This is a genomic window from Alsobacter ponti, from assembly GCF_024294805.1.
Classification (GTDB): Bacteria; Pseudomonadota; Alphaproteobacteria; order Rhizobiales; family Beijerinckiaceae; genus Alsobacter; species Alsobacter ponti.
In genome coordinates this window covers 23,601-46,636 of sequence record NZ_JANCLU010000014.1, presented here as the reverse complement: position 1 = coordinate 46,636, position 23,036 = coordinate 23,601, and the positions used below count along the sequence as shown (strand labels likewise).

The following is a 23,036-nucleotide window of genomic DNA, read 5'->3' as shown; positions in this document are numbered from 1 at the left end:
GAAGCGGCGGGGTTTCGCGAGGGCGCGGCGCGTGATAAGCCCGCCCCCATGCCGCACGCCGTATCCGTTCCCTCCGCCCGCCCCTCCGTCGAGTCCGCCCTGCGGACGCTGGAAGCGGAAGGGGCGGGCATCGCCACGCTGCGGGACGCGCTGGCCGGCGCGCTGGGGGACGACTTCGCCCGCGCGGTCGAGCTGATCGCCGCCGCCTCCGGCCGGGTCATCGTCACCGGCATGGGCAAGTCCGGCCATGTCGGCCGCAAGATCACGGCTACCCTGGCCTCGACCGGAACGCCCGCCTCCTTCGTGCATCCCGCCGAGGCGAGCCACGGCGACCTCGGCATGATCCGCAACGACGACGTCATCCTCGCTTTGTCGTGGTCGGGCGAAACGTCGGAACTGTCGGACATCGTGGCCTATTCGCGCCGCTTCCGCGTGGCGCTGATCGGCATCACCTCCAACCGGGACAGCGCGCTCGGCCGCGAGGCGGACGTCTGCCTCTGCCTGCCCAAGGCGCGGGAGGCATGTCCCAACGGCCTCGCTCCCACCACGTCGACCACCATGCAGATGGCGCTGGGCGACGCGCTGGCGGTGGCGCTGCTGGAGAACCGCGGCTTCACCAGCCAGGATTTCCGGCTCTACCACCCCGGCGGCAAGCTCGGCGCGCAGTTGAAGCAGGTGCGCAGCGTCATGCACACCGGCGAGCGGCTTCCCGTCGTCGCGCTCGGCGCGCGCATGGCGGACGCCGTCGTCACCATCAGCGCCAAGGGCTTCGGCTGCGTGCTCGTCGTCGACGCGCAGGGGGCGCTCGTCGGCATCGTCACCGACGGCGACCTGCGCCGGCACATGGCGTCCGACCTGCTGTCGCGGCCTGTCGAGGCGGTGATGACTCAAAATCCCAAGGCGATCCCGCCGGAGACGCTGGTCGCCGAGGCGCTGGAGATGGTCGAAAGCCGCAAGATCGGCGCGCTCCCGGTCGTCGAGGCCGGGCGGCCCGTCGGCATCCTGCACGTGCTCGACCTGCTGCGCGCCGGCGCGGCCTGACGACTCAGGCCTCCGCCACCTTCAGCAGCGTTCCGTCGACGCCGGTGACGCGGATGCGCGCGCCTTGCGGCAGGTCGGGACCCTCGACGCGCCAGACCGTGTCGTCGACCTTCACCCGCCCCCGCCCCTGCTCGATCGGCGCGTCCAGCACGAAGGTGCGGCCGACGATCTTGGCGCTGCGGTTGTTGAGCGCGGTTTCCCCCGTCCGCGGGCGACGCTCGCGCAGGATCCGGCGCCCGACGAGCACGGAGGCGAGCGACAGGGCCGCGAACACCAGCACTGTGATCTGCCAGCTCATGTCGACGACGGAGGCCACCAGCCCGGTGGCGACGGCGGCGAGGCCAAGCCAGAGCATGAAGGCGCCGGGCGCCAATATCTCCAGCGCCATCAACAGCAGGCCGGCGATGAACCAGGCCCACGGCCCCAGCGCGACGATGTCCGCGAGCGTCATGGCGGCCTAGCCCCGCGCCGGGCCGGCCGGCGGCACCGAGCCGCGCGCCGCCGGGGCGTTCTCGAAGGCCGACTTCGCGATCTCCGCGACGCCCGCCAGCGACCCGATGAACGCGCCGGTTTCGACCGGCATGATCAGCACCTTCTGGTTGGGCGCGGAGGCCATGGCCTGCAGCGCCTTCACATATTGCTGCGCGACGAAATAGTTGATGGCGCCCATGTCGCCGCGCGCGATGGCCTCGCTCACCACCAGCGTGGCCTTGGCTTCCGCTTCCGCCGAGCGCTCGCGCGCCTCCGCGTCGCGGAACGCCGCCTCGCGGCGACCCTCGGCCTCCAGGATCTGCGACGCCTTGTGGCCCTCGGCGCGCAGGATCTCCGCCTGCCGCTGGCCCTCGGCCTCCAGCACGGCCGCGCGCTTCTCGCGCTCGGCCTTCATCTGGCGCGCCATCGATTCGACCAGGTCCTTGGGCGGCACGATGTCCTTGATCTCGATGCGGTTGATCTTCACGCCCCACGGCGAGGCGGCCGCGTCGACCACCTTGAGCAGGCGGTCGTTGATCTCGTCGCGATGCGAGAGCAACTGGTCGAGGTCCATCGAGCCCATGACCGTGCGGATATTGGTCATGGTCAGGGTCAGGATCGCCTGCTGCAGGTTGGAGACCTCGTAGGAGGCGTGCGCCGCGTCGAGGATGGTGTAGAAGGCGACGCCGTCGACCATCACCGTCGCGTTGTCGCGCGTGATGACCTCCTGGCTCGGCACATCGAGCACCTGCTCCATCGTATTGACGCGCGAGCCGACCGTTTCGAGATAGGGGATGATCAGCCCCAAGCCCGGCTGCAAGGTGCGCGAATAGCGGCCGAAGCGCTCAATCGTATAATTGTAGCCCTGCGGCACAGTCTTGACGCCCGCGATCAGGGTGACGATCACGAACAGAACCAGCACGATCACGAAGATCGTGAAACCCGACACAGCCATGCAAGCCCCCGCGCCGCCAGATCGTCTTTCGATGATTGTCCAGCGACGGAAGCGAAGCAAGAGCGGTGGCGTGGAGAGCTCAGCCCGCCGGCTCGCCTGCGTCAGCGCGCGGCGGGTCCGGCCCAGCCCATCAGTTCGCGCTCGACCACGGCCTGAATGACGTCCAGCCCCTCCGGCGAATCGTTCAGGCAAGGCACGTAGGCGAATTTCTCGCCGCCGTGGTGCATGAAGTGCTCCATGTTCTCGCCCTCGATTTCCTCGAGCGTCTCGAGGCAGTCGGCGGTGAAGCCTGGCGCGATCACGAGCACCTTCTTCACGCCCCGGCCGGGCAGTTCGCCCATCGTGTCGATCAGATAGGGCTTCAGCCACTCGGCGTTGCCGAAGCGCGACTGGAAGCAGACCATGAAACGATCCTTGTCCCAGCCCAGTGTTTCACGCAGCAGCCGGCCGGTCTTCTGGCACTGGCAATGGTAGGGGTCGCCCTGCAGCAGGTAGTCGCGCGGGACGCCGTGGAACGAGGCGACGAGCATGTCCGGCTCGAAGTCCAGCGTCGCCAGCTTGGCCCGCACCGTGCTGGCGAGCGCGCCGATATAGGCGGGGTCGTCATGCCACGGCGGGGCGACCCGCACCGCCGGCTGCCAGCGCATGCCGGCGAGCGCCTCGAAAGCCTTGTCCGCCGCCGTCGCCGTCGTCGCGGCGCTGTACTGCGGGTAGAGCGGAACCAGCAGAATGCGGTCGCAGCCCTGGTCCATCAGCGCCTGGATGCGCGACTGCGTGCTCGGGTTGCCGTAGCGCATCGCCCAATCGACGACGATGTCGCCGCCGAGACCGGCCAGCCGGCCCGCCAGTTGCTCGGCCTGCGAGCGCGTGATGGTCTTGAGAGGGCCCTCGTCGCGCTCCGTGTTCCAGATCTTCTCGTAGTCCTTTCCCTTGGGCCCGGGCCGCACGGTGAGGATGATGAGGTTGAGGATCGGCCACCACAGCCAGCGCGGCGTCTCGATGACGCGGCGGTCGGACAGGAACTCCTTGAGATAGCGCCGCATCGACCAGTAGTCGGTGCCGTCGGGCGTCCCGAGGTTGAGCAGCAGCACGCCGACGCGACGCGGCTTGACGGCGGGGTGTCCCTCCGGCAGGGGGCCGACGGCGCGGAAGGTCGCATCGGCGCGGGGAATCGCGGTCATGTCTCGGTGGCCTCGTGTACAGCGCCCGGGTGATTTGCGCCTAGGTAGGCGGTTTCTCGCCGAAGTCCAAGGGGATGCGTCCGCAGCCGTGAGCCTGGCCGCTTGTCTCCCCGTCATTCAGGCTTCATCCTAGCCGCATACGCGGTTTCCGTTCGCCAGGATTAGTGGGAGTTCTTTCATGGGCACATTCTCTCGTCGCGACACGCTCAGGCTCGGGCTCGCGGGCGCTTCCCTCGCGGTGCTGGCGAGCACGGGCGCGTCGGCGCAAGGCGCGGTGAAGGTCACGTTCGTCCTCACCAACGACATCTACCTGATGAACGAGGAGAAGGGCCGCGGCGGCATTCCGCGCCTCGCCGCGATCGTCAAGGCCGAGCGGGCGAAGAACCCCAACGTCGTGTTCGCGCATGGCGGCGACACGCTCTCGCCGAGCCTGATGGCGGGCTTCGACCAGGGCGCGCATATGGTCGACCTGTTCAACACCGTGCCGCCCGACGCGCTGGTGCCCGGCAACCACGAATGGGATTTCGGGCAGGAGGTGTTCCTGAAGCGGATGGGCGAATCCAAATTCCCCTGGCTGGCGGCCAACGTTCGCCAGGCGGACGGCAGCGCGGTGCCCGGGCTGAAGGACACGATCGTGCTGGAGCGCGGCGGCGTGCGCATCGGCATCGTCGGCGCGGCGCTGGAAAGCACGCCGCAGATCTCCAGCCCCGGCACGCTGAAATTCTCCTCCGTCACGGACACCGTGAAGGCGCAGGCCAAGGCGCTGCGCGACGCCGGCGCGGACTTCATCGTGGCGCTGGTGCATGCCGACCGGTCGACCGACCTGCAGCTCTTCGACGCCAAGGGCGTCGACCTCATCCTCACCGGCCACGACCACGATTTGCGCGTCGTCTATGACGGCAAGATCGCGATGGCCGAGTCGGGCGAGGACGCGCAGTACGTCACGGCCATCGACGTGGCGATGGACCTCAAGGTCGACGGGGCCAAGCGCACCCTGACCTGGCGGCCCGAATTCCGCATCATCGACACCGCCACCGCGACGCCCGACCCGGACGTGCTCGCCAAGGTGAAGGGCTACGAGGCGCAGCTCTCCAAGGAACTCGACGTCCCGGTGGGCACGCTCGCCGTCGACCTCGACAGCCGCACCGCCTCGGTGCGCTCGCAGGAGACCGCCATCGGCAACCTCATCGCCGACGCGCTGAAGAACGCCACCGGCGCGGACGTCGCCATCACCAATGGCGGCGGCATCCGGGGCAACAAGCAGTACGCGGCTGGCGCGACCCTGTCGCGCCGCGACATCCTCACCGAACTGCCGTTCGGCAACCGCACCGCGACGACCGACATCACCGGGGCGGCGCTCAAGGCGGCGCTGGAGAACGGCGTCAGCCAGTTCGAGAACCGCGCGGGCCGCTTCCCGCAGGTGTCCGGACTGACGGTCGAGGTCGACCCGAAGCAACCGGTCGGCAAGCGCGTCCTGTCGGTCAAGGTCAACGGCGCGCCGCTCGACGAGGCCAAGACCTACAAGGTGGCCACCAACGACTTCATGCTGCGCGGCGGCGACGGCTACACGAGCCTGGCGGGCAAGGTCGCCGCGACCGTCGACAGCGGCGGCTCGCTGATGGCCAACGACGTCATGGTCTACGCCCGCAAGCTGGGCACGATCCAGGTCAAGCAGGAAGGCCGCATCGTCCTCAAGTAAGCCGGGACGACGGGAGACGCCGGCCCGCGCCGGCGTCTCCTCGCGCCGACGCGGCTACGGCCGCAACGCGCGCTCCATGAACACCGCGTCCGCGCCATAGGACGCGAGCATGCTCGCGAGGGACGGCGCGTCGGCCGGGGCGAAGCCGTGGCGACGCCAGAACGGCGCGGACCCGTAGACCGACACCAACGATAGGCTCGGCGCGCCGCGACGCGTCGCGTCGGCGACGACGTCGGCGACCGCCCGCTCGCCCGCGCCCTGGCCGCGCGCCTCCGGCGCGATGGCGAGGTCGTGAATGTATCGCGTCCCCTCGACCGGCGGCAGCGCGCCGAGAAGCGTGTCGAGCTTGGGCGCCTGGCGGGCGCGCCAGGGATGCGAGACGAGATAGCCGGCGAGGCCGCCCGGCCCCTCCAGCACGCGGCACCCGTCCGGAAACAGCGCCAAGCGCTCCGCGAAGACCTCGCGGCGCTCCGGCAGGGACGGATGGACGATCCGCGCCACCGCGAGCACCGCGTCGAGGTCGCGCGCCTCCATGCCGCGCCACGCCATCATCGGCGTGACGACGGCCCCGGGAGAACGGGAGCGGCGGTGCGGTCCGGGGAAAGACAGCGCAATGGGCGACGGCGATGGGCGGCTTGCATGGCGTCCTGCGAATCGTCGCTCGCGTTTGAACGCGGGCGCGCCATTCTAGCCCAGGGGGCGCGGCGCGCGCAGCGCCGCTGACGCCAGCCCGAGGGCGTGGCGCGCAAAGCGCCGCTCACGCCACCTGCGAGCTGACCGCCGCCGCCATCTGCACCACCGCCAGGGCCGTCAGGCCGGCGACGATGACGATATCCACCCAGCGATACACGGCGAGCCGACGGAAACCTGCGGTGGCGATGGCGGACACGGTTGCCTCCATTGAGCGGGACAACCCTACATTGTCATGGCGGCGCTGAAGGTTTCGTTGCGGCGATGCGCGGCATTTGAACGATCCCTCAGGCGATGCGCGTCGCCGCCGCCTTGGCGACCCGGCCGGCGAGCCGGACCAGGGACAAGTCCGAGCCCGGAGGCCCGATCAGCGACAGCCCGAACGGCCCGCCGTCGAACTCGCCGATCGGGATGTTCACCTGGGGGAAGCCCGAGAGGCCCGCCAGGCAGAGCAGCCGCAGCGATTGCGCGCGCGAGGTCTCCAGCTCCTTCTCGGTGGCGGCGAGGCGCGGCGCGGGGCCCGGCATGGTCGGCAGCACCAGCACGCCGTCGCGCCCGAGCAGCGCCGCCATGTGGGCGCGCTGCGTCTTGCGCGCGGCGAGCGCTTCCTTCAGCTCGGCCTTCGTCACCGCCTTGCCAAAGGCGACGCGCTCCGCGATGCCCACGCCCAGCTCGGGCCGCCAGCGCGTGACGAAGTCGCCGAGCGACTGCCACGACTCGTAGCCCTGGATGCGCCGGAACGCCCAGTAGAGCGGTTCGAAATCGGGGTTGGCGGCGGTGACGTCCTCCAGCGGCGTCATCATGCGGTCGATGCGGGCGACGATCGCCTCCAGCATCTTGCCGACCGGCTTCTCGGTCTGCTCGAAACAGTCCCGCGCCCGCAGCAGGCGCGGCGCGTCCGGCAGCGGCGCGGCGTCGTCCCCGAGAATGGCGGCGCCGACACGCTCGAACGTCTTGGCGTCGCGCGTGAACCAGCCGGGCGTGTCGAGCGAGGGCGCGAGCGGCATGGTGGCGTCGAGCGGCAGCCGGCCATGCGTCGGCCTGATGCCGAACAGGCCGCAATAGCTGGCCGGGCCGCGCACCGAACCGCCGGTGTCCGAGCCGAGCGCCACGTCGACGAGTCGCGCCGCCACCGCCGCGGCGGACCCGGACGACGAGCCGCCGGGCACGCGGTCGGGCGCGGCGGGGTTGATCGGCGTGCCGAAATGGTGGTTCAGGCCGTTCAGCGAATAGGCGAGCTCCACCGTGTGCGTCTTGCCGACGAAGCGCGCGCCGGCGTCGAGAAAGCGGCGCACGATGGGCGCGCTCGCGCCCTTGACGCCGGAGAGCGCCAGCATGGTCGGCTGGCCGCACCCGGTGGGATAGCCGGCGACGTCGAAAATGTCCTTCACCGCCAGCGTGAGCCCGGCCAGCGGCCCGTGCGTGGCGCTGGCGACGGGGGCCGGCGGATACGGCACGAAGGCGTGGACGGGATCGTCTTCGGTCATCGTCATCATGGCGGGCGTTGTCCCCTTCAAAAAATGTAGCGGCCTGCCGCCGGTTCGGCTCACAGCCCGGCGGCGCCGCCGTCGGAGCGCGGGTCGTGCGCGGCGGCCACGGCGCCGGTGCGCGGGTCGCGCACCAGCATGCCGGCGTGGCCGAGCGTGTCGGAATAAGCCTGCGGGAGCACCTCGACCTCGTGGCCCGCCTCGCGCAAGGCGCGCACCAGCGAGGGGTCGAAGCGGTCCTCCAGCTTCAGGGTCGCGCTGGCCGAGCCCCAGGTGCGTCCCAGCAGCCAGCGCGGCGCGTCGACGGCCTCGGCGGGGCCCATGCCGAAGGCGTGGCGGGTGAAGATGGCCGCCTGGAACTGCGGCTGCCCGTCGCCGCCCATGCTGCCATAGGGCATCACCCGGCCGTCGGCGAACACCGCCATGGCGGGATTGAGCGTGTGGAAGGGCTTGCGCCCGGGCTCCAGCGGATTGGGGGCGGAGGGATCGAGCGAGAACGAGGCCCCGCGGTTCTGCCACAGCACGCCGGTGCGCGGCAGCACACAGCCGGAGCCGTATTCCCAGTAGATCGACTGGATGTAGGACACCGCCGTGCCGCGCACGTCGATGGCGCCCATCCACACGGTATCTCCCTCGCCCCACGCGAGCGGGAACCGCGCCGCGCGCGTCATCGACACCGCGTCGGCCTCGCGCTGGAGCCGTTCGGCGGTGAGGAAGGAGGCCGGATCGGCGGGCAGGCGGGCGGGGTCCGTCACCACGGCGTCGCGCACACGGAAGGCGCGCTTGGTCGCCTCGACGAGACCATGCACGTGGGCGAAGCTCTCGCCCCGCTCCACGCCGAGGCGCGCGAACACGCCGAGGATCATCAGCGAGGCGAGGCCCTGCGTCGGCGGCGGCATGTTGTGCAGGCTGGCGCCGGGAATGGAGGCGGTCAGCGGCGCGGCGAGCCGCGCGCGGTAGGCCTCGAGGTCCGCCCGCGTCACCGGCGCGCCGAGCCGGTCGAGGTCGAAGGCGATCTCGCGGCCGACGTCGCCCCGGTAGAAATCGTCCAGTCCCGCCGAGGCGAGGTGGTCGAGCGTCGCGGCGAGCGCCGCGTTGCGCTGCGTCGCGCCCTCCTTCGGAAGCGCGCCCTCCACCAGGAACGTCTCGGAGAAGCCGGGCGCCTGCCTGGCCTCGTCGAAGGCCATCGGCGTGGTGCGCGCCTGCGAGGCGCTGACCGGCGAGCCGTCCCGGGCGTGGCCGATGGCGGCCCCCAGCAGATCGCGCAATGGCATCCGGCCGCCCAGGGCGCGTGCCAGCTCGAGCGCCAGCGCCCAGCCGCCGACCGCGCCCGCCACCGTGAGCGCGGCGTCCGGGCCGCGCGGCGGGATGGCGTCGTACCCCTTGTCGCGATAGCGCCGGATCGTGGCGAGAGCGCCCGCCGGGCCGCTGGCGTCTATGCCGTGCAGGCGGCCTCCCGGTTCGCGCACCAGCCAGAAGCCGTCGCCGCCCACCGCGTTCATGTGCGGGTAGACCACGGCGATCGCCGCCGCCATCGCGACCATCGCCTCCACCGCGTTGCCGCCGGCGGCCAGGACCGCGCGGCCCGCCTCGCTGGCGAGGCTGTGGGGAGCCGCCACGGCGGCGCTGGCGAAGATCGGCGTGTCTGTCATGTCAGCCCCGGACGGCGGCCGCGCCCGAGGCGCGGCGACTCGGAATTCTTGCATGGCGGCCCGCGCCGTTATAGTGCAGGGATCCGCACGCGACGAGGGAGACGAGAGTGGCCAACGGCGGCATCAACACACGCAATCTGATGACCATCGTCAGCGTCGCCATTCTCGTGGGCACCGAGATCTTCGGCCTGGCGCTGGCCGCCGGCTGGGCGATCGCCGGCCTGTTCCAGCTCGGCCTCGTCATCGAGCGCGTGCTGATGGCGGCGTTCGGGCTCGTCGGCGCCTACGCGCTGTATCGCTTCGTGCAGGGCGCGCTGGCCGCCGAGCCGATCAGGGACTGACGTCCTCGCACGCCCGCAGCGTCAGCGGGTCGGGCTCGCCCGGCGCGTAGTCGCCGAGGGGCCGGCAGGTTCCGGCGATGCACAGCCGCCAGTCCGCCACCGCGCCGGACCGCCGCAGCGTCATCTCGTTCAGCGCCGGCAGCGCCGGCCGCCACCGCCACGCGCCGTCCACCAGTTGCGCCCCGGGCGGCGGGTCCATGCCCGCGCCGGAGCCCTTCACCCGCGCCTGCTCGACGACGAGGCCGCGCGGCGTCACCGTCCAGTCTTCCTCCCAGGCGGTCTTCTCGACCGAATGCGTCCAGGCCAGCGTGAACGCGGCGACGCCGGCGAGCCGCGCGACGACGGCTCCGCCCGCGACCAGGCACAGCGCCATCACGCCGGGCTCGCGGCGCGCGGCGTTCCGCGCAGCATGAGCCAGAGCACCGCCGCGCCCAGCGCGTAGCCGGCGATGTCGGCCCAGACGCCCGGCACGACGAGAAGGAACGCCGCGGCGGTCGCGAGGCCTCGCGCCCAGGCCGGCCACGGCCGACGCCAGTGCCCAACCGCCGCGATGCCCCACAGGCCGACGGCGACCCACGCCTTCGCCGCCACCCAGGCGACCGCGCCCCAATAGGACAGTCCCGCCAGTCCGGCGACGGGCTGCAGCATGAGCTGGGGGTCGTAGACGGCCATGTAGGGCACGATGAATCCCGGCAGCGCGATGCCGACGGCGGCGAAGCCGATCTTCATGCCGCTCTCCTTGGCCATCGGCGCGGCGGCGAAGGCGGCCAGCGCGACCGGCGGCGTCAGGTCGGCCATGATGCCGAAATAGAACACGAACATGTGGCTGACGATCAGCGGTACGTCGAGCTTCAGCAGGATCGGCGCGGCGAGCGACGAGGTGATGATGTAGTTGGGGATGGTGGGAATGCCCATGCCCAGGATGAGGCTGAAGATCATCGTCATCACCAGCGCGGCGATGATGCTCTCCTTGCCGATGCCGACCAGCCAGTTGCCGAAGATCGAGCCGACGCCGGTCAGCGTCATGGTGCCTATGACGATGCCGACCAGCGCGCAGGCGAGCCCCACCGGCAGCGCCTGCCGCGCGCCGTCGGCCATAGCCTCCACGCAGCTTGCCAGCATGGCGCGGCCTTCGCGGCGCGGCAGGTTGGCGAGGACGAGCAGCGCGACCACCGCCAGCACGGCGGCGACGCTCACCGTCATCGACCAAGCCGTGAGCAGCGCGAAGCCGATCCAGAAGGCGAGGCGCACCGCCTGGCGCGACAGGCCCGTCGCCACCGCCGTGGCCATCATCATGGCGGCGGTGAGCGCCAGGCCCACCGCGCCGGCGAACAGCGGCGTGTAGCCGCCGAACAGCAGCGCCACCAGCACGAGCAGCGGCGCGACCAGGAACCACTTCTCGCGCAGCAGCGCCCGCGCGTTCGGCAGCTGGTCCCGGGGCAGGCCGTGCAGCCCCTTGCGCCCGGCCTCCAAGTGAACCGCCCAGTAGCACGCGCCGAAATAGAGCAGCGCCGGAATGATCGCCGCCTCGACGATCTTGGAGTAAGGCACGTCGATCGTTTCCGCCATGATGAAGGCGACCGCGCCCATCACCGGCGGCATGATCTGTCCGCCCATCGACGAGGTGGCCTCGACGCCGCCCGCGAAGGCGGCGGAGAAGCCGGCGCGCTTCATCAGCGGAATGGTGAACTGCCCGGAGGCGACCACATTGGCGACGCCCGAGCCCGACACCGTCCCCATCAGCGCCGAGGAGGCGACGCACACCTTGCCCGGCCCGCCCTGCTTGTCGCCGAACACCGCCATCGAGATGTCGTTGAAGAAATCGATGACGCCGGCGCGCTCCATGAACGCGCCGAACAGGATGAACAGGAAGATGAACGTCGCGGAGACGGCGGTCGGCGTCGAATAGATGCCTTCCGTGCCGTAGGCCATGTGCTCGACGATCTGCGCGAGGTCGTAGCCGCGATGATTGAGCGGCGCCGGCAGCAGGTGGCCGAACAGCGTGTAGGCGAGGAACGTCGCGGCCACGATGGGCAGGGCCGGCCCGAGATAGGCCCAGCAGGCGACGAACAACAACGCGATGCCGGCGATGCCGACGCCGAGGTCAAGCGTCGTGAGGTCGCCCGCGCGGTTCACGAGGTCGATATAGTAGAACCACTGGTAGAGGCCGACGCCGAATCCCGCGAGCCCGAGCAGCCAGCCGAGGGCCTTCGCCCCCGGACCGGCGAGGCGATGATTGGCGAAGAGCGCGCCGGCGATGAACACCAGGAAGCCGACATGCACGGTGCGCAGCACTTGGCTCGGCAGGCCGCCGCCGAACCGCGCCAGGATCTCGACCCCGACCGCGAGCGGCACGACCATGGCGAGCCCCGCGGCCAACGAGCCGCCGCGCGCCGCCACGAACACCGCCCTGCCGAGCAGGCCGAGCACGGCGAGGCGCATCAGCAGCAGGATGTCGACGCCGGGCACGAAATTTTTGTCGATGGGGATGCCGAAGGCGGTGACGATCTGGAACATCCCGAACGCGACGGCGATCCAGAACAACAGCGTGCCGGGCAGGCCTGCGCCGAAGCCGGCGGGAAGCCCGTGCTCGGGGTCGACCGGCGCGGTGTCGGGATGGCCGGACACGGCGTGACCGGCGAGGTCGATGTTGACCGGGGACTGGCTCATGACGGCTTCCGGAGACGAGCCGGCCGGTCCGAGGGGGACCGGCCGTCGGGACATACGGGGATGGGACGCGCCAAGGACCGCGCGCCAGATAGGCCTCGCGCTATTTGGCGACGCCTTTTTCCTTGAAGTAGCGCAGCGCGCCCGGGTGCATCGGCACCGGCATGCCTTCCATCGCCTTCTCGAGCGTAATGGACTTGCCTGCGCTGTGCGCGGCGGCGAGTTCGGGCAGGTTTTCGAAGATGGTCTTCGTCATGGCGTAGACGGCGTCGTCCTTCAGGTCGGAGCGGGTGACGAGATAGTTCACCACCGCCGCCGCCTGCACGTCGGCGGTCTGGCCCTGGTAGGTGTTGGCCGGGATCGTCGCCTTGACGTAGGGCGGCCCCACCTTGTCGACGAGCGCCGCCGGCACCTCGACCACGACGATGTCCACCGAGTTGGCGAGGTCGCGGATGGAGGCGACGCCGAGGCCGGCCGACTGCAGCGTGGCGTCGAGCTGGCGGTTCTTCATCAGCTCGACCGATTCCGCGAAGGGCAGGTACTCGACCTTCCCGAGGTCCTTGTAGGAAATGCCCGCCGCCGAGAGGATGGCGCGGGCGTTCAGCTCGGTGCCGGACTTCGGCGCGCCGACCGAGAGCCGCTTGCCCTTGAGGTCGGCGAGTGTGCGGATGCCGGAGTCCTTGGTGGCGACGACCTGGATGTAGTTCGGGTAGATGGCGGCGACGCCGCGCAATTTGTCGAGCTTGGTCTTGAAGCCCGCGTCCTCGTCGCCCTGCCACGCGAAGGCGAGGCTGTCGCCGAGTGTGAAGGCGATTTCGCCCTTGCCCTGCTGCAGCAGCGTCAGGTTCTCGACAGAGGCCTTGGTGGCCTGCACCGAGGGCCGCGAGCCGGGGATCTTGTCGCTGTAGATTTTCGAGAGCGCGACGCCCATCGGGTAGTACACGCCCGACGTGCCGCCGGTCAGGATGCCGATGAAGTCCTGGGCGCGGGCTTCGGCGCCGGCCAATGCGGCGGCCGCCAGCGCGACGGCGGCGAGGGCGCGGCGGCGCGTTTTGAGGGCGAACATGCATTCCTCCATTCGTTGCCGGGCGGTGGTCCGCCCCGGTCCGACCGGCCGCGAGGGCGGTCGATTTCGCTTCAAGGGGGTATAGAAGCATGACGGCGCAAGGGTTTACAACGCTTGCGTCGACCGGGTTGCGAGCGGGGCCGCCGACACGTGGCCACAATCGGCGATCAAGACAGCGCGATTCCTGTTCATCGCCCGCCAGGGCGGTTGCGCATTCTCCCTCGCGAGCCAATATGCTGACGCCATGAGCCTTGATCGCCGTCATTTCCTGCAGCTCGCCGCTGCCGTCAACGCCGCGACCCTGCTGGGCGTGGACACCGCCCCCGCCCAGACGGCCTCGACGCCGGAAGGAGCGGCCGCGCCGGAGCTGCGCTTCGGCCCGGCGACCGCGTTCGATTTCGAGCTGTTGAAGAAGATGGCGCGAGAGCGCGCCGGCAGGCCCTACGAGCCGCCGCCGCGCCCCGATCCGGACATCGTCAAGCAGATCGACTACGACGCCCACGGCAAGCTGCGCTATCGCCTGGAGTCCGCCCTGTGGGGCGACGGGGGCGGGGCCTTCCCGATCAGCTTCCAGCACGTGGGCATGTACTTCCCCAAGACCGTGCGGATGAACGTGGTCGAGAACGGGCAGGCGCGCGAGGTGCTGTACACGCCCGACGTGTTCCTCGGCGGCCCGGACCACGTGGCACGCAAGCTGCCGGCCCAACCCTCCGCCTTCGCCGGGTTCTGGGTGCACGAGGCCTCGCGCAACCCGAACTGGAAGAGGCTGGAGCCGTGGGCGACCTTCCTGGGCGCGTCCTATTTCCGCGCCGTGGGCGAACTCGGCCAGGTCGGCTTGTCGGCGCGCGGCGTCGCGCTCGGCCCGGGCACGGCGAACCCCGAGGAGTTTCCGGACTTCACCGAGTTCTGGTTCGAGCCGGCCGCGGCCGAGGGCGAACCGCTGATCGTCAACGCCCTGCTCGACGGGCCGAGCATCGCCGGAGCCTATCGCTTCCTGCTGCGGCGGACCAAGGGCGTGGTGATGGAGATCGAGGCCTCGCTCAACCTGCGCAAGCCGGTGGACCGCCTCGGCATCGCACCGCTGACCTCGATGTTCTGGTTCTCCGAGACGGTGAAGCCGACCGCAGTGGACTGGCGGCCCGAGATCCACGATTCCGACGGCCTGGCGATGTGGACCGGCCAGGGCGAGCACATCTGGCGGCCGCTCAACAACCCGTCGCGGATCATGGTGTCGAGCTTCATGGACCAGTCGCCGCGCGGCTACGGCCTGTGCCAGCGCGACCGCGTGTTCGACCATTACCAGGACGGGGTGCGCTACCAGCTGCGCCCGAGCGCTTGGGTGGAGCCCATCGGCGATTGGGGCCGGGGCGTCATCCAGCTCACGGAGATCCCCACCGACGACGAGATCCACGACAATATCGTGGCGATGTGGGTGCCCGCCGAGCCGGCGACCGCCGGAGCCTCCTTCGACCTCAAGTACAAGCTGCACTGGCTCGCCGACGAGCCCTACCCGTCGTCGCTCGCCCGCTGCACGGGCACGCGGCTCGGCAATGGCGGTCAGCCCGGACAGCCGCGCCCCAAGGGCGTGCGCAAGTTCATGGTGGAGTTCAAGGGCGACAAGCTGGCCAAGCTGCCGTTCGGCGTGAAGCCTGAGCCGGTGCTGTGGGCCTCGCGCGGGTCGTTCTCCTACATCTACACCGAGGCGGTGCCGGACGACATTCCGGGCCACTGGCGCGCCCAGTTCGACCTGACGGTCGACGGGTCGGACCCGGTCGAGCTTCGCTGCTACCTGCGCAACGGCGACCAGGTGCTGAGCGAGACCTGGCTCTACCAGTACCACCCGTTTTGAATGTAACGGTATAACATTCCCCTTGCCCGGGAACGATGTAACGTTATAACAGTTCGGCAAGGCCGGGATCGCCCGGCCCGGAGCCGTCCATGCCGCATCGCCACCGCCACGCCACGCACGCCGAGCCCGCGCCCGCGCGCTTCTCGCTGTTGCGCGCCTCGGCGGGAGAGCGCCTGGCCATGGCCGCCGGCGTCGCCGCCGCGCTCTGGCTCGTCGTGCTGTGGGCGATGCGCTGATGGCGGGCAAGGCTTCCAAGTTGGGTCCGGCGATCCGCCTCGACAACGTAACGCTGGGCTATGACCGCCATCCGGCGGTGCACCACCTCAGCGGGGCGTTCGAGCCCGGCAGCCTGACCGCGGTGGTCGGCCCCAACGGCGCCGGCAAGTCGACGCTTCTCAAGGGGCTGGCGGGCGCCCTCGCGCCCTTGTCGGGGCGCATCGCCGCCGAAGGCGAGCCGCGCATCGCCTATCTGCCCCAGGCGGCCGACATCGACCGCTCCTTCCCCATCTGCGTCGAGGACCTCGTCTCCATGGGCCTGTGGCGGCGAGGCGGCCTGTTCGGCCGCATCGGCGACCGCCGGCGCGTCGGCGAGGCGATGGCCGCCGTGGGACTGACCGGCTTCGAGGCGCGCCCGATCGGCAGCCTGTCGGGCGGCCAGATGCAGCGCGCGCTGTTCGCCCGCCTGCTGCTGCAGGACGCCGGCGTCATCCTGCTCGACGAGCCGCTCACCGCCATCGACGCCCGCACGGCCGCCGACCTGATGGACCTGGTGCGGCGCTGGCACGGCGAGCGGCGCACCGTCGTCGCCGTGCTGCATGACATCGACAAGGTGCGCGAGGTGTTCCCGCGCACGCTGCTGATCGCCCGCGAGGCGGTGGCCTGGGGCGACACCGCCGAGGTGCTGACTCCCGCCAACCTCCTGCGCGCCCGCCGCATGCTGGAGGCGCACGACCCCGGCGCGGAAGTCTGCGAGCGAGCCGCCTGACGGTCGCAGCCATGCTCCACGACGCGCTGATCGCGCCCTTCGCCGACTTCGCCTTCATGCGCCGCGCGCTCGCCGGCGCGTTCGCGCTGTCGCTGGGCGCCGGCCCCATCGGCGTGTTCCTGATGCTGCGCCGCATGAGTCTCGTCGGCGACGCCATGGCGCACGCCATCCTGCCCGGGGCGGCGCTGGGCTACCTGGTGGCCGGCCTGTCCCTGGGCTGGATGACCGGCGGCGGCCTTGTCGCGGGCTTCGCCGTGGCGCTGCTCGCCGGCGCGGTGGCGCGGGCGACGTCGCTGAAGGAGGACGCCTCGCTGGCGGCCTTCTACCTGATCTCGCTCGCCGCCGGCGTCACGCTGGTGTCGCTCAAGGGCTCGTCGATCGACCTGCTGCACGTGCTGTTCGGCACCGTGCTGGCGCTCGATGACGCCACGCTGCTGCTCATCGCCGGCATCGCCACGATCACGCTGCTGACGCTGGCCGCGATCTACCGCCCGCTCGTGCTGGAGAGCGTCGATCCCGGCTTCCTGCGCTCGGTAAGCCGGGCCGGAGGCCCCACCCACCTCGTGTTCCTGGGCCTCGTCGTGCTCAACCTCGTCGGCGGCTTCCACGCGCTCGGCACGCTGCTGGCGGTGGGGCTGATGATGCTGCCGGCCATCGCCGCCAGCTTCTGGACGCGCGACCTCGCCTTCATGCTCGTGCTGTCGACGCTGATCGGCCTCGCCTGCAGCGTGGCGGGGCTGCTCGCCTCGTTCCATTTCGGCCCGCCGGCCGGGCCGGCCATCATCCTGGCGGCGGGCGCGGCCTATCTGGCGTCGCTCGCCCTCGGGCCGCGGGGCGGGCTGCTGCGCCGGCTGCTGCCGCCGCGCCATCTCGAAGCCTGAGCGGCGCGATGATCCGCCGCCGCCTCGTCCTCGCCGCCGGGTTGTCGCTGCTGGCCTTCGCCGCCGACGGGACCGGAGCGCGCGCCGCGGACCGGGTTCCCGTCGTGGCGAGTTTCTCGATCCTCGGCGACTTTGTCCGCGAGGTCGGCGGCGACCGGGCCGACGTGACGGAGCTGGTCGGGCCGAACGCCGACGCCCACGTCTACCAGCCCTCGGCGGCCGACGCGCGCCGTCTGGCCGCCGCGCGGCTGGTGGTGGTCAACGGCCTGGGTTTCGAGGGCTGGATGGACCGCCTCGTAAAGGCGTCGGGCACGAGCGCCGCGATGGTGACGGCGGCCTCCTCCGTCGCCCCACTGACGCTCGAGGCCGGCGACGGCCACGCCCACGGCGCGGATGGGCGCCCCTCGCCCGACCCGCACGCCTGGCAGGATGCCCGCAACGCCCGCCTCTACGTCGCCGCCATCCGCGACGGCCTGACCGGCGTCGACCCGGCGGGGGCGGAGTATTACCGCGCCCGGGCCGACGCCTATCTGGCGCGCCTCGACGCGCTCGACGCCGAGATCCGCGCCGCCGTGGCGCGCATTCCCGAGGACCGGCGGCGCGTCGTCACCTCGCACGACGCCTTCGCCTATTTCGGCCGGGCCTACGGGCTCGCCTTCATCGCGCCGCAGGGCGTCTCGACCGACGCCGAGGCCTCCGCGCGCGACGTGGCGCGGATCATCCGCCAGATTCGCGCCGAGAAGATCCCCGCCGTGTTCCTCGAAAACGTCACCGACCCGCGCCTCGTCGAGCGCATCACCCGGGAAACCGGCGCGCGCATCGGCGGCCGGCTCTGGTCCGATGCGCTCTCCGCGCGGGACGGACCCGCGGGGACTTACATCGAGATGATGAGGTCCAATATAAGGGAACTGACGTCGGCCCTTGCGGGCTGATCCGATCATTCGCGTTTCGCGCCCCTGCCCGCGGCCGGCGACCGGCCGCGCGGGGCGATGCTGGAGCCAGCCCATGTCCGACAAGATCCCCGTCACCGTGCTCACCGGCTATCTCGGCGCCGGGAAGACCACCCTGCTCAACCGCATCCTCACCGAGCAGCACGGCAAGAAGTTCGCCGTTATCGTCAACGAGTTCGGCGAAATCGGCATCGACAACGACCTCGTGGTGGGCGCCGACGAGGAAGTGTTCGAAATGAACAATGGCTGCATCTGCTGCACGGTGCGCGGCGACCTGATCCGCATCATCGAGGGGCTGATGAAGCGGCGCGGCAAGTTCGACGCCATCATCGTCGAGACCACGGGGCTGGCCGACCCCGCCCCGGTGGCGCAGACCTTCTTCGTCGACGAGGACGTGTCGCAGAAGGCGCGCCTCGACGCGGTCGTCACCGTGGCCGACGCCAAGTGGCTCTCCGCCCGGCTGAAGGACGCGCCGGAGGCGAAGAACCAGATCGCCTTCGCCGACGTCATCATCCTCAACAAGACGGATCTCGTCACGCCCGACGAACTGGCCGAGGTCGAGGCGCGCATTCGCGCCATCAACCCCTACGCCACGCTGCACCGCACGCAGCGCGCCGCCGTGCCGCTCGACGCGGTGCTCGGCCGCAACGCCTTCGACCTCGACCGCATCCTGTCGATCGAGCCCGCCTTCCTCGAGGAGGGCGACGGCCACCATCACGACCACGATCACGACCATGATCACGATCACGAGTGCGGGCCGGGCTGCGACCACGACCATCACCATGGCGGGCTGAAGCACTATCACGACGAGCACATGCAGTCCGTGGCGCTGCGGCTCGGAGAGGTCGACCCCGAGAAGTTCATGCCATGGATCAACGAGCTGACCCAGCGCGAGGGGCCGAACATCCTGCGCTCCAAGGGCATCCTGGCCTTCACCAACGAGCCCAAGCGCTTCGTCTTCCAGGGCGTCCACATGATCCTCGACGGCGACCTCCAGCGCGACTGGAAGCCCGGCGAGGCGCGCGAGTCGCGCATCGTGTTCATCGGCCGCGACCTCGATCGCGACGCGCTGCGCAAGGGCTTCGAGGCGTGCGCGGCGTGAGCGCGGGCTTTCCTCCCTCCAAGCCCGCCCAGGGCATGACGTCGCTGGTCCAGAACGTTTCGCCGATCGCGGCGGGGGCGCACGTGATCGCGGCGGCGTTTCCCGGCGACGCGCCGGCTTTGGCGCTGGCCGATGGCGCGGTGCTGCTCGGCGAAGCTGGCGAGCGCCGTATCGAGGCGCATCCCGACGCCGGCATCCTGGTGGCGGCGGCGGACCGCAAGTCTTTTGTCACCGGCGGCGACGACGGCCGCGTGGTGCGCATCGGCGCGGACGGCGTTGCGGAGACGCTTGCCGACGAGAAAGGCCGCTGGATCGACGCGTTGGCGCTCGCCCCCGGCGGCGCGCTGGCGTGGTCCACCGGCAAGCGGGTGACGGCGCGCGACGAGAAGGGCCGCGCGCGCGCCTGGGACGCGCCCTCCACGGCGCAGGGCCTGTGCTTCGCGCCGAAGGGCTACCGGCTCGCCGTCAGCCACTACAACGGCGCCAGCCTGTGGTTCCCCAACGCCGAAACGCCGCCCGAGAAGCTGGAGTGGAAGGGCTCGCATCTCGACGTCACCTGGTCGCCGGACGGGCGCTTCGTCGTCACGTCGATGCAGGAGAACACGCTGCACGGCTGGCGGGTGGCGGACAAGAAGGACATGCGCATGTCCGGCTATCCGTCCAAAACGCGGTCGTTCTCGTGGGCGCATGACGGGCAGTGGCTGGCCACTTCCGGCGCGGACGCGGCCATCGTGTGGCCGTTCGCCGCCAAGGACGGGCCGATGGGGAAGGCTCCGCGCGAATGCGGCATCCGCCCCGCCAAGGTGTCGCGCGTCGCCTGCCACCCCGGAGCGCTCGTCGTGGCCGTCGGCTACGAGGACGGCTTCGTGCTGCTGTGCCGCCTCACCGACGGGGCGGAGCTGCTGGTGCGCAAGGCCGACCCCGACGCCGGCGCGATCACCGCGCTGGCCTGGGACCGCACCGGCCGCAAGCTGCTGTTCGGCACGGAAGGCGGCGCGGCCGGCCTGTTGAGCCTGCCGGCGTGACGGCGGGCGGCGCGAACGGAGACGCGCTGGCGCGGCTCCTGTCGCGCGTCAGGCGGCCGCGCGTCGACCCGGATTCGGCGGCGCGCATCAAGCGCTGGACACGGGAGGCGCTGGCCCTGCCGGAGGAAGCCGGCGTCACCGTCAGCGAGGTTGACTGCGCCGACCCCGCCTGCCCGGGACTCGAGACGGTGATCGTGGTGACCGCGCCCGGCCGGCGAACGCGGGCCTTCAAGGCGCGCGGCAGCGCGCTGGTGCAGACACGGCCGCTGGTAGAGGCCGCGCTGAAGGCGAGCTAGGACCGGCGCAGGTCGAGCTGCATCAGCATGTCGTCGCAGAACACGCCGTCCTTGAGCAGCGTGGCTTCCCTCTCCACGCCGTAGCTTCTGAATCCCAGGCTCTCGTAGAGCGCGATCGCGCCGACGTTCCCGGTCTCGACCGTGAGCACGAGCGCCCGGTAGCCGCGATCGTTCGCGGCCGCGATGACGCGCTCCATCAGCCGGCGCGAAATTGAGCGACCGCGATGCTCGGGAGTGACGTAGACGGCCCACACCTCCGCCTTGTGGCGGCGACGTTGCAAGGTGCGGCCGCTCGTGCCGAGGATGGCCATGCCGCCGAGAAGCCCGTCGGCGAAGGCGCCGAACACGACATTCTCCCGGATCAGCTGCTCGACGCGGTCGAGCCGGCCTTCCCACTCCGACACGTCGGAGTGATACGCCTCCGGGTTCTCCCGCAAGGAACGCTCGCGCAGCGCCAGGAAGGCCGCCGCGTCCGAGGATCCGAGTTCGCGAACCTCGACCGGCGACGTCATCTGACCAGCACGTTGCGGAACTGCCAGGGATCGGTTTCGTCGATGTCCTCGGGGAAAAAGCCCGGACGGTCGGTGAGCGGCGTCCAGTCCGTGTACACGCCGACGACCGGCCCGAGATAGGGCCTCTGCACGTCGAGGCAGCGGCGGAAGTCGACGTCGTCGGCCTCGACGATGCCCTCGTTCGGGTTCTCCAGGGCCCACACCATGCCGGCCAGGACAGCGGAGGACACCTGCAGCCCGGTGGCGTTCTGGTAGGGCGCGAGCATGCGCGCCTCCTCGACGGAGAGCTGCGAGCCGTACCAGTAGGCGTTCTTCGCGTGGCCGTAGAGCAGCACGCCCAGCTCGTCGATGCCGTCGACGATCTCGTTCTCGTCGAGAATGTGGATCTCGGGCTGGCGCACGCCGGCCTGGCCGAACATCTCGTGCAGCGACAGCACGGCGTCGTCGGCCGGATGGTAGGCGTAGTGGCAGGTGGGCCGGTACACCGCCTTGCCGGCGGCGTCGCGCACGGTCAGGTAGTCGGCGATCGAGATCGACTCGTTGTGCGTGACCAGGAAGCCGAACTGCGCCTTGCCGGTCGGCGTCCAGGAGCGCACGCGCGTGTCGGCGCCCGGCTGCATCAGGTAGATGGCCGATTGGCAGCCCGAGGCGTGGGTGCGGCCGTTCTCGGGCATCCACTTCTCGTGCGTGCCCCAGCCCAGCTCGGCCGGCTGCAGCCCCTCGGAGACGAAGCCCTCGACCGACCACGTGTTGACGAATACGCCGCGCGGCTTCGGCTTGCGGGCGCGCTGCGTGTCGCGCTCGGCGACGTGGATGCCCTTGACGCCGAGCGCCTGGGCCAGCGCCGCCCAGCCGGCGCGGCTCGTGGGCTCGTCGCCGGCGACGCCGAGGTCGGCCTTGAGGTTCAGCAGCGCCTGCTTGACGAACCACGACACCATGCCCGGGTTGGCCCCGCAGCACGACACGGCGGTAACGCCCCCCGGCTTGCGCCGGCGCGCCTCGAGCACCGCCTCGCGCAGCGCGTAGTTGGAGCGCGCCTCCGGCCCCTTCGACTTGTCGAAGTAGAACCCGGCCCACGGCTCGGCCACCGTGTCGATGTAGAGCGCGCCGATCTCGCGGCAGTATTCCATGATGTCGAGCGACGACGTGTCGACCGACAGGTTGACGCAGAAGCCCTGCCCGGGGCCCGCCGTCAGCAGCGGGCCGAGCAGGTGCTTGTAGTTGTCGCGCGTCACCGCCTGGTGGATGAAGCGCACCCCGTGCCGCTCCGCGAGGTCGCGGTCGGCGTCCGACGGATCGATGATCGCCATGCGGCTCTTGTCGAACGCGAAATGCCGCTCGATCAGCGGCAGCGTGCCTCGCCCGATCGAGCCGAAGCCGATCATCACGATCGGACCGTCGATGCGGCCGTGGACGGGGTGCGTCATGTCAGAAACTCCCTGGCAGGCGCGCCTTCCCTTTTCAGGGGCCGGCGATTGACAATCGTGCGAGGTTCAAAGCGCGAGACGGCGCGCGCGTCAACCTCGCGGCTCAGGCGAGGAAGGGATTGGTGGCGCGCTCCTTGCCGATGGTGCTCGTCGGGCCGTGGCCGCAAATGAACGCGTAGTCGTCGCCGATCGGCAGCAGGCGCTCGCGGATGGAAGTCAGTAGCGTCTCGTGGTCGCCGCCCGGAAGGTCGGTGCGGCCGATCGAGCCGGCAAACAGCACGTCGCCGACCAGCGCGAACGTCGCGTCCCGGTTGACGAACACGACGCTTCCCGGCGAGTGGCCGGGGCAATGCAGCACGTCGAAGGTCAGGCCGCCCACCGTCACCACGTCGCCCTGGTCGAGCCAGCGGTCCGGCGTGCAGTTGCGCGCGCCGAGAATGCCGTAGGACTGGCCCTGCATGTCGAGCTTGTCGAGCAGGAACTGGTCCGCCCGGTGCGGTCCCTCGATGGCGACGCCCAGTTCGGCGGCCAGCTCGGCCGCGCCGGCGGCGTGGTCGATGTGGCCGTGGGTGAGCAGGATCTTCTCGACGGTGACGCCGAGGTTGCGGATGGCGTCGCGGATCAGCGGCAGGTCGCCGCCCGGGTCGACCACCGCGCCGGTCATCGTGTCCTTGTCCCAGACGAGCGTGCAGTTCTGCTGGAACGGCGTGACGGGGACGATGGCGGCCTGGGGCTGCGGCATGGGGCTCTCCGGCGTGA

24 protein-coding genes are annotated in these 23,036 nt (G+C 70.8%); 11 read left to right on the top strand and 13 right to left on the bottom strand.

Features of this window, described 5'->3' with window-relative positions; all coding sequences use genetic code 11:
• Positions 1–48: 48 nt before the first annotated feature.
• Positions 49–1,041: a KpsF/GutQ family sugar-phosphate isomerase gene (locus tag NK718_RS14535; protein WP_254743652.1), complete on the top strand. Its 993-nt coding sequence runs from the start codon at positions 49–51 to the stop codon at positions 1,039–1,041.
• A 4-nt stretch (positions 1,042–1,045) separates the two neighbouring features.
• On the opposite strand, the gene NK718_RS14530 is transcribed toward NK718_RS14535, so the two are convergent.
• From NK718_RS14530 to hemH, 3 genes are all read right to left on the bottom strand, one after another.
• The gene (locus tag NK718_RS14530; RefSeq protein WP_254743650.1) at positions 1,046–1,492 is read right to left on the bottom strand and encodes an NfeD family protein; all 447 of its coding nucleotides are present in this window, start codon (positions 1,490–1,492) and stop codon (positions 1,046–1,048) included.
• Between the two features lie 6 nt (positions 1,493–1,498).
• On the bottom strand, positions 1,499–2,461 hold the full coding sequence (locus NK718_RS14525; RefSeq protein ID WP_254743809.1) for an SPFH domain-containing protein: 963 nt from the start codon (positions 2,459–2,461) through the stop codon (positions 1,499–1,501).
• Positions 2,462–2,568: 107 nt separating this feature from the next.
• On the bottom strand, positions 2,569–3,648 hold the full coding sequence (gene hemH / locus NK718_RS14520) for a ferrochelatase (protein ID WP_254743648.1): 1,080 nt from the start codon (positions 3,646–3,648) through the stop codon (positions 2,569–2,571).
• Positions 3,649–3,826: 178 nt separating this feature from the next.
• Between hemH and NK718_RS14515 the strand changes: the two genes are divergently transcribed.
• On the top strand, positions 3,827–5,347 hold the full coding sequence (locus tag NK718_RS14515; protein WP_254743646.1) for a bifunctional metallophosphatase/5'-nucleotidase: 1,521 nt from the start codon (positions 3,827–3,829) through the stop codon (positions 5,345–5,347).
• Between the two features lie 54 nt (positions 5,348–5,401).
• Here the strand turns inward: NK718_RS14515 and NK718_RS14510 are convergent, their stop codons facing one another.
• The 4 genes from NK718_RS14510 to NK718_RS14500 all read right to left on the bottom strand — a co-directional run bounded on the left by NK718_RS14510 (position 5,402) and on the right by NK718_RS14500 (position 9,176).
• On the bottom strand, positions 5,402–5,899 hold the full coding sequence (locus NK718_RS14510; RefSeq protein ID WP_254743644.1) for a GNAT family N-acetyltransferase: 498 nt from the start codon (positions 5,897–5,899) through the stop codon (positions 5,402–5,404).
• A 205-nt stretch (positions 5,900–6,104) separates the two neighbouring features.
• Positions 6,105–6,236, bottom strand: a complete 132-nt coding sequence (locus NK718_RS21985; RefSeq protein ID WP_256515631.1) for a hypothetical protein — start codon at positions 6,234–6,236, stop codon at positions 6,105–6,107.
• Positions 6,237–6,324: 88 nt separating this feature from the next.
• A complete protein-coding gene (locus NK718_RS14505) occupies positions 6,325–7,533 on the bottom strand; it encodes an amidase (RefSeq protein WP_307730363.1) in 1,209 nt (402 codons plus the stop codon).
• Positions 7,534–7,583: 50 nt separating this feature from the next.
• Positions 7,584–9,176 (bottom strand): gamma-glutamyltransferase family protein, encoded by a 1,593-nt coding sequence (locus tag NK718_RS14500; protein ID WP_254743642.1) that lies wholly within the window; start codon positions 9,174–9,176, stop codon positions 7,584–7,586.
• Positions 9,177–9,283: 107 nt separating this feature from the next.
• Here NK718_RS14500 and NK718_RS14495 point away from each other — a divergent pair, with 107 nt between their 5' ends.
• A complete protein-coding gene (locus NK718_RS14495) occupies positions 9,284–9,517 on the top strand; it encodes a hypothetical protein (RefSeq protein ID WP_371877292.1) in 234 nt (77 codons plus the stop codon).
• On the opposite strand, the gene NK718_RS14490 is transcribed toward NK718_RS14495, so the two are convergent.
• From NK718_RS14490 to NK718_RS14480, 3 genes are all read right to left on the bottom strand, one after another.
• Positions 9,507–9,890, bottom strand: coding sequence for a DUF1850 domain-containing protein (locus tag NK718_RS14490; RefSeq protein WP_254743640.1), 384 nt, complete (start codon positions 9,888–9,890; stop codon positions 9,507–9,509). The genes NK718_RS14495 and NK718_RS14490 overlap by 11 nt on opposite strands.
• Positions 9,890–12,187, bottom strand: a complete 2,298-nt coding sequence (locus NK718_RS14485) for a TRAP transporter permease (RefSeq protein WP_254743632.1) — start codon at positions 12,185–12,187, stop codon at positions 9,890–9,892. The genes NK718_RS14490 and NK718_RS14485 overlap by 1 nt, the downstream gene beginning before the upstream one ends.
• A gap of 100 nt (positions 12,188–12,287) precedes the next feature.
• Positions 12,288–13,250, bottom strand: a complete 963-nt coding sequence (locus tag NK718_RS14480) for a TAXI family TRAP transporter solute-binding subunit (RefSeq protein WP_254743631.1) — start codon at positions 13,248–13,250, stop codon at positions 12,288–12,290.
• 244 nt (positions 13,251–13,494) lie between these two features.
• Here NK718_RS14480 and NK718_RS14475 point away from each other — a divergent pair, with 244 nt between their 5' ends.
• From NK718_RS14475 to NK718_RS14440, 8 genes are all read left to right on the top strand, one after another.
• Positions 13,495–15,099, top strand: a complete 1,605-nt coding sequence (locus NK718_RS14475) for an OpgD/OpgG family glucan biosynthesis protein (protein WP_254743630.1) — start codon at positions 13,495–13,497, stop codon at positions 15,097–15,099.
• An 89-nt stretch (positions 15,100–15,188) separates the two neighbouring features.
• On the top strand, positions 15,189–15,335 hold the full coding sequence (locus NK718_RS14470) for a hypothetical protein (RefSeq protein ID WP_254743629.1): 147 nt from the start codon (positions 15,189–15,191) through the stop codon (positions 15,333–15,335).
• Positions 15,335–16,084, top strand: a complete 750-nt coding sequence (aztA, locus tag NK718_RS14465; RefSeq protein WP_254743628.1) for a zinc ABC transporter ATP-binding protein AztA — start codon at positions 15,335–15,337, stop codon at positions 16,082–16,084. Before NK718_RS14470 ends, aztA begins: the two co-directional genes overlap by 1 nt.
• An 11-nt stretch (positions 16,085–16,095) precedes the next feature.
• On the top strand, positions 16,096–16,965 hold the full coding sequence (locus tag NK718_RS14460; RefSeq protein ID WP_254743627.1) for a metal ABC transporter permease: 870 nt from the start codon (positions 16,096–16,098) through the stop codon (positions 16,963–16,965).
• Positions 16,966–16,973: 8 nt separating this feature from the next.
• The gene (locus tag NK718_RS14455) at positions 16,974–17,897 is read left to right on the top strand and encodes a metal ABC transporter solute-binding protein, Zn/Mn family (protein WP_254743626.1); all 924 of its coding nucleotides are present in this window, start codon (positions 16,974–16,976) and stop codon (positions 17,895–17,897) included.
• 73 nt (positions 17,898–17,970) lie between these two features.
• A complete protein-coding gene (locus NK718_RS14450) occupies positions 17,971–19,017 on the top strand; it encodes a CobW family GTP-binding protein (protein ID WP_254743625.1) in 1,047 nt (348 codons plus the stop codon).
• Between the two features lie 35 nt (positions 19,018–19,052).
• Entirely contained in the window at positions 19,053–20,042 is a 990-nt protein-coding gene (locus NK718_RS14445; RefSeq protein WP_254743803.1) for a WD40 repeat domain-containing protein, read from the top strand.
• Positions 20,039–20,338: a hypothetical protein gene (locus NK718_RS14440; RefSeq protein WP_254743624.1), complete on the top strand. Its 300-nt coding sequence runs from the start codon at positions 20,039–20,041 to the stop codon at positions 20,336–20,338. The genes NK718_RS14445 and NK718_RS14440 overlap by 4 nt, the downstream gene beginning before the upstream one ends.
• On the opposite strand, the gene NK718_RS14435 is transcribed toward NK718_RS14440, so the two are convergent.
• From NK718_RS14435 to NK718_RS14425, 3 genes are all read right to left on the bottom strand, one after another.
• A complete protein-coding gene (locus tag NK718_RS14435; protein ID WP_254743623.1) occupies positions 20,335–20,850 on the bottom strand; it encodes a GNAT family N-acetyltransferase in 516 nt (171 codons plus the stop codon). The two genes, NK718_RS14440 and NK718_RS14435, sit on opposite strands and share 4 nt — an antisense overlap.
• Positions 20,847–22,277 carry a homospermidine synthase gene (locus tag NK718_RS14430; protein WP_254743622.1) on the bottom strand — a complete coding sequence of 477 codons (1,431 nt, stop codon included), beginning with the start codon at positions 22,275–22,277 and terminating at the stop codon, positions 20,847–20,849. Before NK718_RS14430 ends, NK718_RS14435 begins: the two co-directional genes overlap by 4 nt.
• Positions 22,278–22,380: 103 nt before the next feature.
• Positions 22,381–23,019 carry an MBL fold metallo-hydrolase gene (locus tag NK718_RS14425; RefSeq protein WP_254743621.1) on the bottom strand — a complete coding sequence of 213 codons (639 nt, stop codon included), beginning with the start codon at positions 23,017–23,019 and terminating at the stop codon, positions 22,381–22,383.
• Positions 23,020–23,036: the final 17 nt, after the last annotated feature.